The following is a 15,127-nucleotide window of genomic DNA, read 5'->3' as shown; positions in this document are numbered from 1 at the left end:
AGACACCCAGTTCCTAATTCAGATCAGAGGCTTACGCCACTCCCGCCAACCCTTCAGGACACTTTTGGTGAATAAGGCGGGCTAACCCGTAGATGACGTCCGAATTGAGCCGATCTGGGCCGATCTGCACCATGTCCTTCTGAAAAGCTTTCGCGGATTCTTGAACCCGCTCGAACCGGACTGGTCCGGCGGGCGGGAGCAAAACCGTGACCCCGACCAAATTGCTGATCGGCCAGATCCTCATTGTGCTGGCCATCGTGCTTGCAGGCCTATGGGCAGCCACCCAATGGGCGGCGGTGATGCTCGCCTATCAACCCCAGCTGGGGCCCTCCTGGTTCATGCTCGGCGATATTCCGATCTATCGCCCCTGGTCGCTTTTCGCCTGGTGGTATCATTTCGACGCTTATGCGCCGATCGTCTTCGACAAGGCAGGCGCGCTGGCTGCGGCCAGCGGGTTTGTTGGTTGCGCCGCCGCGATCTGCGGCTCGCTATGGCGCGCGCGCCAATCCCGGCAGGTGACGACCTATGGCTCTGCGCGCTGGGCGAGCCACAGGGATGTGCGGCGGGCGGGACTGTATCGGCCGGCCGGTGTCGTGCTCGGCCGCCATGGCGACCATTATCTGCGTCATGAGGGGCCTGAGCATGTCATGGCCTTTGCGCCCACGCGTTCGGGCAAGGGCGTTGGCCTGGTCGTGCCGACCCTGTTGTCCTGGACCGGGTCCGCGGTCATTCACGACATCAAGGGGGAGAACTGGACCCTGACGGCAGGCTGGCGCGCCCGTTTCTCGCATTGCCTGCTGTTCAATCCAACGGATGCACGCTCTGCCCGCTACAATCCCCTGCTTGAGGTTCGCCGCGGCGCGGACGAGGTCCGGGACGTCCAGAATATCGCCGATATCCTCGTCGATCCCGAGGGCGCGCTGACAACCCGGAACCACTGGGAAAAGACCAGCCATTCCCTGCTGGTCGGCGCCATTCTCCATATTCTCTATGCCGAGGAGGAAAAGACGCTCGCCCATGTGGCGACCTTTCTTTCCGATCCCCGCCGAAGCTTTGCGGCAACGCTCCATCTCATGATGACCGCCAACCATCTCGGGACGAAGGAGCATCCGCAGGTCCATCCTGTCGTCGCCTCCGTCGCCCGGGAATTGCTGAACAAGAGCGAGAATGAACGATCGGGCGTGCTTTCGACCGCCATGTCCTTCCTTGGCCTCTATCGCGATCCCACTGTCGCGCAAGTGACGTCGCGCTGCGACTGGCGGATCGCCGATCTCATGGAGGGCACGCAGCCCTGTTCGCTTTATCTGGTGGTGCCGCCGTCCGACATCAGCCGTACCAAGCCGCTGATCCGGCTGATCCTCAACCAGATCGGACGGCGGCTGACCGAGCGCCTCGATCAGTCGGCCGGGAAAGATCAACGGCACCAACTCCTCATGATGCTGGATGAGTTCCCCGCGCTTGGCCGGCTGGATTTCTTCGAAACGAGCCTTGCCTTCATGGCCGGTTACGGGATCCGGGCCTTCCTGATCGCGCAGAGCCTTAACCAGATCGAAAAGGCCTATGGCGAGCACAATGCCATTCTCGATAATTGCCACGTCCGTATCGCCTTTGCGACCAATGACGATCGGACGGCGAAGCGTATATCCGATGCGCTGGGGACGGCGACCGAACAACGCGCCATGCGCAACTATGCGGGGCACCGTCTGGCGCCGTGGCTGGCCCATGTCATGGTCAGCCGTCAGGAAACCGCGCGCCAGCTTCTGACACCAGGCGAAGTCATGCAGCTTTCGACCGAGGAGGAACTGGTCCTCGTCGCCGGCATGGCGCCGATCCGCGCGAAGAAGCTGCGCTATTATAGCGATCCCAATTTCGCCGCTCGTATCGGAGCGCCGCCGCTGCTGAGCGACAAGGCCTATTCCGACATTCCCCCGTCGCGGCAGGATGATTGGAGCGCGGCTGCCGAGCCAGGAGGCAAAATGGTTGCCGCCGCTGTCACCGGGCAGGCGGCCGACGAAGGCGGGCGCGAGCAGCATCGGCATCCGGCGTTTGAAACCGAGATTCGGACCGGCAGGCAGAATTCCGAATTGGAGATGGATCGCTCCATCATCGAGGATGAGGATGTCGTTTCCGACAAGCGCGCGATGGAGCAGGCGCAGCGCATTGCGCCGGTCATCCGCGGCCATGCCATCGATGTCGCGTCAACCCATGAAAAGGCGTTGGGGCTATGAAGCGCGCGCCCAAGATCCGCCAGAATCTCTATATCGACCGCGAGATCGGCGATGCGCTCGATGCCATGGCTACCGGCCATGCAGGGAATAAAAGCCGATTGGTCAACGATGCGTTGCGGACATGGCTGCGCCATCGCGGCGCGAGTGAGGCGGAAGCGGCGCTGCGCATGCGCCTCAATGAACTGTCGAAGGAACTGGCAGCCGCCCGCCGCGACATCGACATTATGGTCGAAAGCCTCGCTTTGTTCATCCGCTACCAGCTCATGGTGACACCCCCGCTCGGGGAGAATGACGAGGTTGGACGGGCTCAGGGCCGTCAGCGCTTCGAGGCGTTCATCAGCCAGGTTGGCCGCCAGCTTGCAACCGGCAAGCGGACGATCGCGGCCCCATCGGCCGAAGGAGGCGAGGGGTGACCCGGCACGAAACATTCACCGCGACGACGCACGATGAAACGGCAGCCGGACGGCGCAAAGCCATGCTGCACAGCGCGATGGGACCGGCGATCGCTGCGGCGCTTGACGATCCCCGCGTCATCGAGATCATGGTCAATCCCGATGGCGCCCTGCGGCTCGACCTGCTGGGTGAAGGACGTGTCGATACCGATATTGTCCTTGGGCCCAGCGAAGTCGAACGGATCATCCGCCTGGTCGCCTCGCATGTGCGCACGGAGGTTCATGCCGACGCACCCATATTATCAGCGGAATTGCCGCCGCAGACAGAAGGAAGGGCCGGCGAGCGATTTGAAGCGATCCTGCCGCCGGTTGCGGTCGGCCCCTGCTTCGCGATCCGCAAGCCGGCGTCCCGGCCCTACAGCATGGACGATTATGTCAGCGATGGCATCATCAGCGATACCGCCGCGGCGCTTCTGCGTCGCGCGGTGCATGAACGGTGGAACATCCTAGTCGCCGGCGCCACCAGCTCTGGCAAGACGACCCTCGCCAATGCCCTGCTGGGCGAGATCGGGGCCAGGGAGGAACGGCTGATCCTGATCGAAGACACGCGCGAATTGCAAAGCCCCTCGGTCGACACCGTGGCGCTGCGCACGCGGGCGGGCATCGTCACCATGACCGACCTGGTGCGTTCCACGCTCCGGTTGCGGCCCGACCGGATCATTGTCGGCGAGGTGAGGGGACCCGAAGCCCTCGACATGCTCAAGGCCTGGAATACAGGTCACCCCGGCGGGATTGCGACCGTCCACGCCAATGGTTCCGCCGCTGCGCTCGGCCGCATCGAGAGCCTGGTGCAGGAGGCCGTGGCGACGGTTCCGCGCGCCCTTATCGCGGATGCCATCGACCTCATCGTCTTTATGTCCGGGCGCGGCGCGTCGCGGCGCGTCACCAGTCTCGCGCGCGTCGATGGTCTCGACACGCAGGGCGGCTATCGGCTCACCGAACTCCTCGTCCCTCCAACCCCCACAGGATTAGCTTTATGACTAGAATATCATCCCCCCAACCAGCCGTCCTTCACGGCGCCGGGTCCGTCGCCATCATGCTTGCCGCGGGCCTTGCCATGGCTTCGGCCGCCGCGCACGCCGCCGGCTCCGGCATGCCCTGGGAGCAGCCGCTTGAACAGGTGCTGGAATCGGTGCAGGGACCGGTGGCGAAGATCGTCGCCGTGATCATCATCATCACGACAGGCCTCACGCTTGCCTTTGGTGAGACCTCGGGTGGATTTCGCCGCCTGATCCAGATCGTCTTCGGCCTTTCCATCGCTTTTGCCGCATCGTCCTTCTTCCTTTCCTTTTTCAGCTTCGGCGGCGGGGCGCTCGTGGCATGAGCGCGATCGAAGGCTTCGAGGTCCCCATCCATGCGAGCCTCGCCTCGCCCATTTTGCTGGGCGGGGCGCCTCGTGGCCTGTCGATCGTCAACGGGACGCTGGCCGCTGCGATCGGCCTTGGCCTTCAGATATGGCTGGTCGGGATCGCGGCATGGGCGATCGGGCACAGCATCGCGGTCATAGCGACCCGGCGCGATCCTGATTTTGCGCCCGTCCTGCTTCGCCATCTACGCCAGAAGGGATATTGGGCATGCTGAACCTGTCTGAATATCGCTCCCGCGCCGACCGCATTGCCGACCATCTGCCTTGGGCCGCGCTCGTCGCGCCCGGCGTGGTCCTCAATAAGGATGGCAGTTTCCAGCGCACATTCCGCTTCCGTGGGCCAGACCTTGAGAGCGCAACGGAAGCGGAACTGGTCGCCACCTGCGCGCGCGCGAATAATGTTTTGAAAAGGCTCGGTTCGGGCTGGGCGATTTTCTTCGAGGCCCACCGACGGGAAGCGCAGGGTTATCCCGATGGCGTTTTCGTCGATCCCGCTTCCTGGCTCGTGGATCAGGAACGGCGTGCGCAATTCGCGTCTCACGAGCAGCATTTCGAGAGCGTATATCACGCAACCCTCCTGTGGCTGCCGCCTGCTGACAGCAGCGATGCGGCTGGACGGCATCTTGTCGAACGCGAAGGGAAGGACAGGCAGCGTGATTGGCGTCAGGTGCTCGGCGGCTTCATGGCCGAGACAGGGCGGATCATCGATCTGTTCAGCACTTTCATGCCTGAAATCCAGCCGCTGGATGATGCCGCAACCCTGACCTTTCTCCATGCGGCCGTGTCGGATCGGGATCATGGCGTGCATGTCCCTGAGACGCCCTTCTATCTCGACGGCCTGCTGGCGGACACGCCGCTTGTCGGCGGTCTCGAACCGCGCCTTGGCGGGCAGCACATCCGTACGCTGACGCTGCTCGCTTTCCCCAATATGAGCAGACCCGGCCTGCTCGACGCCCTCAATCACCAGAATTTCGGCTATCGCTGGGTCACGCGCTACATCGCGCTCGATAAGAGCGATGCCGCCCGCGCGCTGACAAAGCTCCGGCGGCAATGGTTTAACAAGCGCAAATCGGTCGCGGCGCTGCTGCGCGAGGTGATGTACAATCAGCCGGCCCAGCTGCTCGACAGCGACGCAGACAACAAGGTGATCGACGCAGACCTCGCCCTGCAGGCGCTGGGCGGCGATCATGTCGCCTTCGGATATCTGACCACCACGATAACGGTGATGGATCGCGATGCTGCGGCCGTCGACGCCAAGGTTCGCGCCGTCGAACGGGTCGTAAACGGCCTTGGCTTCACCTGCATCCGCGAAACCGTCAACGCGGTCGAGGCATGGCTGTCGGGCCTGCCCGGGCAGGTCTACGCCAACGTGAGACAGCCGCTGGTGCATAGCCTAAACCTCGCCCATCTGATGCCGCTTTCCGCGGTCTGGGCCGGACCGCGTGGCAATCGCCACCTCGCCGGGCCGCCGCTCTTCCAGGCAAAAACCAGCGGATCGACGCCGTTTCGCCTGTCGACCCATGTCGGTGACGTTGGGCATATGATGGTCGTGGGCCCGACCGGCGCAGGAAAGTCGGTTCTCCTTTCCTTCATCGCCTTCCAGTTTCGCCGTTATGCCGGTGCCCGCGTCATCATGTTCGACATGGGCCGCTCGGCGCGCGCCGCAGTGCTCGCTATGGGGGGCAGCAACCATGCGCTGGGCGCCGGCAATGGGGAAGGCGATCTGCTTTCCTTCCAGCCATTGCGCGACATCGACAGGGAAAGCGAGCGCAGTTGGGCGGCCGAGTGGCTGGGCGGCATTTTCGCGCAGGAAGGCGTGCTGCTGACCCCCGAGATCAAGGACGCGCTCTGGTCGGCGCTCTCCAGCCTGGCAACGGCCCCGGTCGAACAGCGGACGCTGACCGGCCTGTCGCTTCTTCTCCAGTCCAATGCCCTTCGGCTGGCGCTCGCGCCCTATATGCTGGATGGCAGCCATGGCGGATATCTGGACGCCGCGAAGGAGCGCCTCGCGCAGCGCGATGTCCAATGTTTCGAAACCGAGGCGTTGATGGGGCGCAAGGGGCTGGCCGCTCCGGTCCTCACCTATCTTTTCCATCGGATCGAGCAGCGCTTTGACGGCCGGCCGACGCTGATGATCCTGGACGAGGCCTGGAGCCTGTTTGACGATCCGCTCTTCGCCGCGCGCATCCGGGAATGGCTGAAGACGCTCCGGAAGAAGAATGCGGCGGTGCTGTTCGCGACACAGAGCCTTGCCGATATCAGCGAGAGCAGCATTGCGCCTGCCATCATCGAAAGCTGTCCCCAGCGCATCCTGCTTCCCAATGATCGGGCGGTCGAACCGCAATCGCGGGCAGCCTATGAGCGTTTCGGCCTCAATGCGCGCCAGATCGAGCTCATCAGCCGCGCGACGCCCAAGCGCCATTATTATCTCCAGTCCCAACGCGGCAACCGTCTGTTCGAACTGGATCTGGGACCGGTCGCCCTCGCTCTATGCGGTGCGTCTGACCCCGACAGCCAGAGCCGGATCGATGCGATCATCACCGGACATGGTCTCGACGGATTTGCGGGCCACTTCCTGCGCGGCTGCGGCCTCCCAGCAGCAGCGGACGATCTTGAGCTTTTCCCATCCCCTGCTTCCCTCCAGTCCAAGGAGAAATGAGATGAAAGCGCGCATTCCGCTCCGCAAATATCTGGTGGCTTCTGTCCTCGCATTGGGCGGGGCCGGTGCGATGGGCGGTGGTCTGCTCCTCCAGAGCCGGCCCGCTTATGCCATCCCCGTATTCGACAGCGCCAATTATGCGCAGAACCTGCTGACCGCTGCCCGAACGCTCCAGCAGATCCACCAGCAGATCCAGTCGCTCCAGAATGAAGCGTCGATGCTGACCAACATGGCGAAGAATCTGAGCCGCATCAGCTTTCCCGAACTCACCGAGCTGACGAATAAATTGCGCGCCGTCGACCAGTTGATGGCGGCTGCCCAAGGCATCGACTTTCGGATCGACACGCTCGACAGCCGGTTCAAGCGGTTGTTTCCCGACAATTACGACGCTGCGATGCGCAGCGACGAACGCCTGGCATCCGCGCGGGAACGTTTCGACGCTGCCAAGGATGCGTATCAACAGTCCATGCGCATCCAGTCGCAGGTGGTGGGCAACGTCGCCCAGGACGCTGACGCCATCGAAACGCTTGTAGGGAAAAGCCAGGGCGCCGAGGGCGCATTGCAGGCGGCCCAGGCGACCAGCCAGTTGCTGGCATTGGCCACCAAGCAGCAGCTTCAGATCCAAAATATGATGGCCGCGCATTTCCGCGCGCAGGCGGTCGAAGAGGCGCGCCGGATCCAGGCGGAAGCCGATGCGCGGGCGGCGACCAGGCAATTTCTTGGGTCCGGCACCGCCTATAACCGGAATTGAGATGAGGCAGCGCCGGTCCCGCCGCTCCCCCACGGCCGGACGCTGCCTCGTCGCGGAGCCTCGCTCATCAATAGCCCCTCTCGCAGCGGGGCTCCGCGACACCAAAGTCCATGAGGACCCTGTCTCATGAATGATCTCAATGTCATCGACCAATTTCTCGCGGCCTTCATCGCTTATATCGACAGCGGCTTCGGCCTGCTGGGCGGCGATGTGCGGTTCTTGACGGCCACGTTGATTGGCATCGACATGACCCTCGCAGGGCTTTTCTGGGCGATGGGCGGCGAGCATGATGTGATCGGGCGGTTCCTGAAGAAAATCCTCTTCGTTGGCGCCTTTGCCTTCATCATCAACAGCTTCTCCTCTCTTTCCGAAATCATCTTCCGTTCCTTTGCCGCGGCCGGGCTGACGGCGGGTGGGGGCAGCATCTCGGCGGAGGATCTGCTGAAGCCCGGAAGGTTGGCCGGAGCCGGTTTCGAGGCGGCGTGGCCGCTGCTCGATCAGGCGTCCGATCTGATGGGGTTCACCAGCTTTTTCGACAATTTTCTGACGATCGCCATTTTGCTGTTCGCCTGGGTGATCGTCATTCTGGCCTTCTTCATCCTTGCCGTGCAGATGTTCGTCACCGTGATCGAGTTCAAGCTCGTGTCGCTGGCGGGTTTCATTCTCGTTCCCTTCGCGCTCTGGAACCGCACGAGCTTTCTCGCTGAACGCGTGCTGGGTCATGTCGTGAGTTCCGGCATCAAGGTCATGGTGCTGGGCGTGATTGTCGGGATCGGCTCCAGCTTCTTTTCGCAGATGGTAGATGCCCTCAAGGGGCAGGAACCCGACATCGGCGCCGCCATGAGCCTGGTGCTGGCGGCGCTGGCCCTGTTCGGCCTTGGCATCTTTGCGCCTGCCATGGCATCGGGCCTTGCCGCCGGAGCGCCGCAATTGGGAGCGGGCGCCGCCGTTGGCAGCGTGGCTGGTGCCGCCGGGGTCGCGGTTCTGGGCGGTGCCGCCGCGATCGGTGGCGGCCGAGCGCTTGCCGGTGGCGCACTATCCGCGATCCGGGCCGGCACCATGATGGGGACGGCGGCGCAGGCAGCCTACAAGCTAGGCCAGGAGACTTCCGGCTCGTGGGGCACGGCTGCCGGCCTGAGTGGTGTCGCCACGGCAGCCGGACATGCCGTCCGCAACAAGGCTGCGAGCAGCCTGGGTATCGCCGACGCCGCCGAGCGTGGACGGGAGGCGGCCTGGTCGGCGCTGGGCACGGGCAGTGCAAAATCAGCCGGAGCAAAGCAGGGCGATGTACCGGACTGGGCGCAGGCGATGCAACGTCGGCAGGACGGGCGCCATCACCGTCACCTTGCCGCGCAGACATTGAAGGAAGGTGATCGCGGCGGCGCGTCGGTCACCCCCGATATTCATGAAAAGGACGACTGAGATGATCTTTCGACGAGCAGTCCAGCGTTATGGCCAGACTCCCGCGCCGGAAACGCCGTACCAGCGAGCGGGCCAGCTCTGGGACGAGCGGATCGGAAGCGCGCGCGTGCAGGCGCGGAACTGGCGATTGATGGCTTTCGGTACGTTGGCCTTGTCGAGCGCGATGGCATCAGGCCTGATCTGGCAATCGCTGCAAAGCCGCGTTGTGCCCTATGTCGTAGAGGTGGATCGACTGGGTGAGGCGAGGGCGGTGTCGCAGGCCGAGGCGGATTATCAGCCGACCGATCCGCAAATCGCCTATCAGCTGGCGCGCTTCACAGAGAATGTACGCGGCGTGTCGCTCGATCCTGTGCTGATGCGCCGGAATTGGTTGCAGGCTTATGATTTTGCCAGCGAACGGGGCGCCATTTTCCTGGGGGAATATGCGCGGGCGCGGCAACCCTTCTCCCGGATCGGCGAACAGACGGCTTCGGTGCAGGTGACGAGCGTCCTGCGCGCGTCGAACAGATCCTTTCAGGTGAAATGGACCGAGAGCGAATATGAGCGGGGAAGCCAGGCGGGCTCGTCGCGCTGGACGGCGATATTGACCATCGTCACCAAGGTTCCGCGAACCGCCGATGATCTCCGCCGTAATCCGCTCGGCATCTATGTCGATGCGATTGACTGGAGCCGGGAGATCGAGGGCGACGCCACCCAGCTACGATCGGCCCCGTCCCGGACAGCGGCGGTAACAGCCATTTCCAACCCATCGGCCGACAGGATGGAGGCGCAGCCATGATCCATAAATCAACCATTTCGTTCGCCATGCTGGCCATGATCGCATCGCCCGCCATCGCCGATGGGGGAAACAGGTCGGCGCAGGCGCAGAATCGCGGCCTGGCAAATGTCGAACTCGCCAATCGCCATGCCACCTTGGGCCCCAAAACAGATGCATTCCTGAATGCGGTACAGATTTACCCTTATTCGGCGGGGACGATCTACAAGCTGATCACCGCGCCCGAACGTATAACGGACATCGCGCTGGAGCAGGGGGAAATGCTCGTCTCCGTTGCAAGCGGTGATACCGTTCGCTGGGTCATAGGCGATACGTCCAGCGGCAACGGAGCGACCAAGCGGACTCATATATTGGTCAAACCCAGCCTGACGGGCCTGTCGACCAACTTGCTCATCACGACCGATCGCCGTGCCTATCACCTGGCGCTGTTCAGCACCGCGCGGACCGCGCTGACGGGCATTTCGTGGAGCTATCCCGAAGATGCCCTGCTGACGCTGCGCCGCGCGAATGACGCGGCCCGTGCCGCCGAACCCATCGCGGCAGGCATTCAGGTCGAGCAGCTGCATTTCAATTATGCAATTTCGGGCGATACCCCGACGTGGCGTCCGCTCCGCGCTTTTGATGACGGCCGGCAGACCTATATCGAGTTTCCAGCGTCGATCGTTGTTGGCGATGCGCCTCCACTCTTTCTCGTCGATGGCAAGGGGGAGGCGCAGCTCGTGAATTATCGGCTCAGGGACCGCTTCTACATCGTCGACCGGATCTTCGACCAGGCTGAACTGCGTTTTGGCACTAGAAAACAGCAGGTTGTGAGGGTCGTACGGACTGGCTCAACTCGCCGACGGAGGGCGTCATGAGCGGATCGGAGGCGCCGACAGAGATCCCGTCGAGCGACGAACGGCTGGGAGAGAGCGCTGCTCACACACCGACGGAAGAAGTCCGGCCAAAGGAAAATCCGGCAGCGCTGCAAATGCGGGCTCAACCGGTAAAAGCGCTGAGATTTAGGCGCAACATTCTGGTGGGCGGTGTCGCCATTTTTTCCATTGGAATGGCGGCCACGATGTGGTGGGCGCTGGCGCCACGCCGACCAATGGCTATCGGCATGTCGATGACTGAGGCCGAGGCTTCGCGTCTACCACCGGATCAGCTGGCAGGATTGCCCAAAAGCTATGATGCGGTGCCGAAGCTCGGACAGCCATTGCCCGGCGATCTGGGACGCCCGATCCTGAAGCGGCAACGAGAAGGAGATGATTGGGTTGGCATGCGGCCGGACTCCAATGCACAAGCTGCGGCTGCTGCGCGCGAAAAAGCCGCTGCCGATCTAGAAGCTGCCCGGCAATCTTCCTTGCTGGCGATCACCGCGCAAAAGGCTGGAGAAGCAGCCAGCGCCGAACTCGTGGCACCGTCGCAGGTTACGCCGGCAGCAAACGTGCCAGAGGCGTCGGCGCCCGATCAGGATCTCGATCCAAACGGGCAGGCGAGGAAGCAGCGTTTCATGATGTCGTCTCAGACAGAGGGCGACGTCAATTCGCACAGTCTGGAGCCGCCCATGTCGCCGAACATAGTGTCAGCCGGTACCGTGATTGCCGCCAGCTTGATCACAGGCCTGCGATCCGACCTTCCGGGCCTTGTGACCGCTCAGGTCTCGGAACGTGTTTACGACAGTCCAAGCGGTCGAACCTTGCTTATTCCGCAGGGCGCGCGGCTGATCGGCCGCTACGATAGCGGCATCAGCTATGGGCAGAAGCGCGCCCTGGTCATCTGGCAGCGCATCATCATGCCCGATGGCAGTGCAATCCGGCTGGACAATGCGCCGGCGACCGACACATCCGGTTATGCGGGGCTGGCGGACAAGGTCGATTATCATAGCCTGCGATTGCTGCAGGGGGTGGCGATATCGACCTTGCTGGGTGTTGGCGCCAATATCTCCATTTCCGGTGAGAGCGATCTGGTGCGGGCTGTCCGCGAGGGGACCCAGCAGAATGTTTCGCGAGCCGGTGATCAGATCACCTCCCGCAATCTTCAGGTGCAGCCGACGATCATCATCCGTCCAGGAACGCCGGTACGATTGCTGGTTCATCGCGATCTCATCCTTCCTCCATGGAAAGAATAGGAGCAGCATATGGCTGACCTGAAACTGCCGCGCATTCCTGATCGAACGCCCGTGAGGGTCACAATTTCGATTCTTCCTGACCTGCATCAGGCAATTGTCGAATATGCGGCGTTATACAGCCAGACTTACGGCAGGGAGGAGTCCATCACGGAATTGATACCGGCGATGCTGGAGGCTTTCCTTGAAGGCGATCGAGTATTTGCCGCCAGGCGCAGGAATAGGCTACGTCCTCCTGAACGCACTGAATGATAACCGTCTGATCGTGCGAGTATCCCTTGTGAAAGACCTGCATTGCATGCCGGTTTTTGCCTCTGTGGTTCGGTAGGCGGGTTCACTCCGTTTCTGGGCCAACTTTCGATGGAAATACGCCCTGTTTGCGCCCCGGTCGACGACCAGCAATATTTCGCTAAGGTCGTTGCTGTATGGCGACAAAGAGCGAGTTCGGGGGGTGTGAATGGAATTCAAGAATGACTTGGTGCGTGCAGCATTTGCGCGGCAACGGTTGGCTTCCTCCTGCGTATGTTGCGGGTCAGACGACTTGGCCCATTCGCCTGCTGTCTTGATGCCTTTCATTGCCGATCGAGCATTTGGGTGGCGTCCTGTAATCATCGATGATAGCTGGGGCCTGAAAACGATCCAGAATGGGAACGCCTATTCGATATGTAAGACACTAAGGTGTCGTAGGTGCGATCATCTTTTCTGCGATATTAGATTTTCAGACGAAGAGATGAATTCCATCTATTCGGGTTACCGTGAAGAAGCCTATGTGAGTTTGCGAGAATATTACGAGCCTGGCTATCGTGAGCGGAATAATAGGTTAGCCCAATCTATTACCTACAAAGGTGATATAGAGGAGTTTCTATCGACCTTCGTCAAAGATCCGTTGACCATCTTGGACTGGGGAGGTGACACTGGAGCGAACACGCCCTTCGAAAAACGGCGGGTTAGTTTGGATATTTTCGATATAAGCGGCAAAGTCGTCGAAGGAGATGCGAGGGCTGTCACCCGCGAACAGGCAACATCATCAAAATACCGCTTAGTAATTTGTTCGCAAATTCTCGAGCATATTCCATTTCCTTTGGATGTCTTGCTCCCGGTGCGAGAAACAATGGATAGTGAATCTATCCTTTACATAGAGGTCCCTTATGAAGAGTTGATGCGTACTGAAATAATAGAGAAAGAAAAGAAAAAAAGACACTGGCATGAGCATGTCAATTTTTATTCACAATCGTCTATGGATGCTCTTTTAGAAAATTGCGGATTTGATGTGTTAAAAAGAAATATACTTGTAACCGAAGTTGCCGGAAATCAAGTGCATATCTTGCAGGTGGCATGTCGGTTATCATGGCGCCTATAAGGATATTGGAGGCATTTTATCTCTTCACAACGATTGCTTGCGCCGTGGTCAGCACAAACGGTGTTTCAGGCTTGTTAGCGAAGAAATCATCGACAGCCTTTCGCGCGCCCGGGCACGACGCGAATCCATAATCGTCGAAAATAATCACGCCATGTGGGGTCATCCGAGGATAGATGAATTCCAGCGCATCGAGGATCGACTGGTGCAGATCCAAATCGATGTGAGCAAAGCAGAACATCAGGTCATCGAGCCCGGCGAAACTCTGGGGTATCCAGCCCTTATGAAAGGCCAGACCGGTTTTGGCGCCGCCAGATACGAAGCGCCGCACATAATCCAAAGAGGTGTCGCTAAAATCGCCCGCCTCATGTTGATCTAACGCATCATTCGCAACGGCCATCCCTTCAAACGAATCGAACAGATGCAGGGTCTTTGTCGAACCGCGAAGCATATCGAACAGCAGCTTTGCCGAGCCGCCCCGCCAGACGCCGCACTCCAGAGCGTCACCCTCCAAGTGTAGTGTTTCCCGCAGATGGTGAAGCAGTGTGTAGAGGCTTTCAGGTTTTAGGCATGTATTACCATAGACTTCGGCAGATAGTTTCTGAAAATCCGGCTCCAGCCAGGGTGAATAATGCGGACGATATGTGTTTTTACCAGGGATATTCTTGACGATCAGCGCCTGATAGGCCGCATGGTAAAGTACTGGTGGGACAAGGGACTTGATCGCCGCCACAGTCCTTGATGAGTTCACATTCAACGTTGCCAGTTTCATTGTGGCTATATCCCCTAGCTTTAACTTGAACGCCGTTTAGGTGACGACTACGCGCAACAGCTAGTGGCGTAAGCGGGCGTCAATCGGTCGCGGTCCTGATCCAGATCCTCGTATATTGGATAGTGGTTGACCATTTCGCAGCCTGCGCACTGCGGCATCTGGCGCCAAGATTTCCTCAACTGGTCGGAGCGGAAACGTCGTAACTCTTCACCGTTCCATATTTCCGACAGCGATCGCTCCTTAAATGAGCCGACGTTGGTCTTGTGATGCCAGTCGGAACAGCAGACCCCGACATCTCCGTCCATGTGAACCGACAGCGAGTAAAAGGGAGACGGGCAGACAGAGCGACCCGTCGACAGGCTAACGCCAGTCATGCCTTTCCCGTTTTCACCTACGACGGTGGCCGCTTCTTCGGTGACGGGCATTAAATTTTCAATTGATACCGCGTCGGCGATCGGCGTGAATGTCGTGAAGAAATGACGTTTCTCAACATCGGATAACCCGGTGTCGATGATCTTCACATAAATGAACGTCTTACCACGCGATAGCCTGTGGAGGGTCCGGATATTCTCGACGATCTCAGCGAACGCCGTCTTGGTCTTCGTTGTCTTCAGATAGCCTTCATCACTCAGCGCCTCCACGCTGATACGGATTTTCTGCAGGCCCGCATTCACAAGTGCCTGAGCCTTTTCCTTCGTCAGCATGGCTGCATTGGTGATGAGTGAGACTTCGCGAATCCGGCCGGACGCAGTTGCATACCGAACCATCTCTGCGATACTCTTGTTCAATAGCGGCTCGCCGTAGTTGCCGAACACGAACTCATCGACCCGACCAGGAAACGATGCCAGGTCATCCACCAGCTTCCGAAGCATGGGGAGCTTCATGACACCCGCTTTCACGCCAGCATGACGCAGAGCTTCCGGATCGGTTTGCGGGCAGAAGAAACAGCGGAAATTGCACCCACTTGCCGGGTCGACGTGAATCTTCATCGGCGTGGTCATCGGTAGCATCGTAGCCAGGCCACGGCCACGACCGAAGGCAAAGTATCGCCAGTGCATACGCACAAGGCCAGTCACGACCTTTCCGGCGCGTAAAGGGCCGGCAGTTGAGGCCAGTTGACCTGACCCCCGGATTTTCCTCCAAGCTTGATTAGGGTTTGTGGGGATTCATCGTGAGTTGATGATGGCTGCGGCGAGATAGATCATTGCAGAGAAGCTCTGGTCGGTTTTGCAGGC

15 protein-coding genes are annotated in these 15,127 nt (G+C 60.5%); 13 read left to right on the top strand and 2 right to left on the bottom strand.

The features are described 5' to 3' along the window. Window positions 1-206: 206 nt before the first annotated feature. The 13 genes from K7W03_RS23645 (at window position 207) to K7W03_RS23585 (ending at window position 13,123) form a co-directional block, all read left to right on the top strand. Window positions 207-2,228 (top strand): conjugal transfer protein TraG, encoded by a 2,022-nt coding sequence (locus K7W03_RS23645; RefSeq protein WP_222887493.1) that lies wholly within the window; start codon window positions 207-209, stop codon window positions 2,226-2,228. After that, window positions 2,225-2,641 carry a hypothetical protein gene (locus K7W03_RS23640; RefSeq protein WP_048578000.1) on the top strand — a complete coding sequence of 139 codons (417 nt, stop codon included), beginning with the start codon at window positions 2,225-2,227 and terminating at the stop codon, window positions 2,639-2,641. Before K7W03_RS23645 ends, K7W03_RS23640 begins: the two co-directional genes overlap by 4 nt. Window positions 2,642-2,703: 62 nt before the next feature. Next, the gene (gene trbB / locus K7W03_RS23635) at window positions 2,704-3,660 is read left to right on the top strand and encodes a P-type conjugative transfer ATPase TrbB (RefSeq protein ID WP_222887494.1); all 957 of its coding nucleotides are present in this window, start codon (window positions 2,704-2,706) and stop codon (window positions 3,658-3,660) included. After that, window positions 3,657-4,004 (top strand): TrbC/VirB2 family protein, encoded by a 348-nt coding sequence (locus K7W03_RS23630; protein WP_222887492.1) that lies wholly within the window; start codon window positions 3,657-3,659, stop codon window positions 4,002-4,004. The genes trbB and K7W03_RS23630 overlap by 4 nt, the downstream gene beginning before the upstream one ends. Continuing rightward, window positions 4,001-4,261, top strand: coding sequence for a VirB3 family type IV secretion system protein (locus K7W03_RS23625; RefSeq protein WP_044660269.1), 261 nt, complete (start codon window positions 4,001-4,003; stop codon window positions 4,259-4,261). Before K7W03_RS23630 ends, K7W03_RS23625 begins: the two co-directional genes overlap by 4 nt. Then, complete coding sequence (gene trbE / locus K7W03_RS23620) at window positions 4,255-6,705, top strand: conjugal transfer protein TrbE (protein ID WP_222887491.1); 2,451 nt, start codon at window positions 4,255-4,257, stop codon at window positions 6,703-6,705. The genes K7W03_RS23625 and trbE overlap by 7 nt, the downstream gene beginning before the upstream one ends. A gap of 1 nt (window position 6,706) precedes the next feature. Next, entirely contained in the window at window positions 6,707-7,456 is a 750-nt protein-coding gene (trbJ, locus tag K7W03_RS23615) for a P-type conjugative transfer protein TrbJ (RefSeq protein ID WP_222887490.1), read from the top strand. Between the two features lie 126 nt (window positions 7,457-7,582). Beyond that, window positions 7,583-8,878 (top strand): P-type conjugative transfer protein TrbL, encoded by a 1,296-nt coding sequence (trbL, locus tag K7W03_RS23610; RefSeq protein ID WP_044660266.1) that lies wholly within the window; start codon window positions 7,583-7,585, stop codon window positions 8,876-8,878. A gap of 1 nt (window position 8,879) precedes the next feature. After that, window positions 8,880-9,656 carry a conjugal transfer protein TrbF gene (gene trbF / locus K7W03_RS23605; protein WP_222887489.1) on the top strand — a complete coding sequence of 259 codons (777 nt, stop codon included), beginning with the start codon at window positions 8,880-8,882 and terminating at the stop codon, window positions 9,654-9,656. Continuing rightward, a complete protein-coding gene (gene trbG, locus K7W03_RS23600; RefSeq protein WP_222887488.1) occupies window positions 9,653-10,510 on the top strand; it encodes a P-type conjugative transfer protein TrbG in 858 nt (285 codons plus the stop codon). The genes trbF and trbG overlap by 4 nt, the downstream gene beginning before the upstream one ends. Further along, window positions 10,507-11,766 (top strand): TrbI/VirB10 family protein, encoded by a 1,260-nt coding sequence (locus K7W03_RS23595; protein ID WP_222887487.1) that lies wholly within the window; start codon window positions 10,507-10,509, stop codon window positions 11,764-11,766. Before trbG ends, K7W03_RS23595 begins: the two co-directional genes overlap by 4 nt. Window positions 11,767-11,775: 9 nt before the next feature. Beyond that, on the top strand, window positions 11,776-12,015 hold the full coding sequence (locus tag K7W03_RS23590; RefSeq protein WP_222887486.1) for a DUF2274 domain-containing protein: 240 nt from the start codon (window positions 11,776-11,778) through the stop codon (window positions 12,013-12,015). 478 nt (window positions 12,016-12,493) lie between these two features. Beyond that, complete coding sequence (locus K7W03_RS23585) at window positions 12,494-13,123, top strand: class I SAM-dependent methyltransferase (RefSeq protein WP_222887485.1); 630 nt, start codon at window positions 12,494-12,496, stop codon at window positions 13,121-13,123. Window positions 13,124-13,139: 16 nt separating this feature from the next. Here K7W03_RS23585 and K7W03_RS23580 read toward each other — a convergent pair whose 3' ends face one another. Further along, window positions 13,140-13,892, bottom strand: coding sequence for a TylF/MycF/NovP-related O-methyltransferase (locus K7W03_RS23580; protein ID WP_222887484.1), 753 nt, complete (start codon window positions 13,890-13,892; stop codon window positions 13,140-13,142). Window positions 13,893-13,939: 47 nt separating this feature from the next. Continuing rightward, a complete protein-coding gene (locus tag K7W03_RS23575; protein ID WP_222887483.1) occupies window positions 13,940-14,893 on the bottom strand; it encodes a radical SAM/SPASM domain-containing protein in 954 nt (317 codons plus the stop codon). Between the last annotated feature and the right edge of the window lie 234 nt (window positions 14,894-15,127).

Origin of the sequence: Sphingobium sp. PNB, assembly GCF_019873065.1 — a bacterium.
GTDB classification, from domain to species: domain Bacteria; phylum Pseudomonadota; class Alphaproteobacteria; order Sphingomonadales; family Sphingomonadaceae; genus Sphingobium; species Sphingobium fuliginis.
The sequence above is the reverse complement of the archived record's forward strand: the minus strand, read 5'-3'. Positions and strand labels throughout refer to the sequence as shown.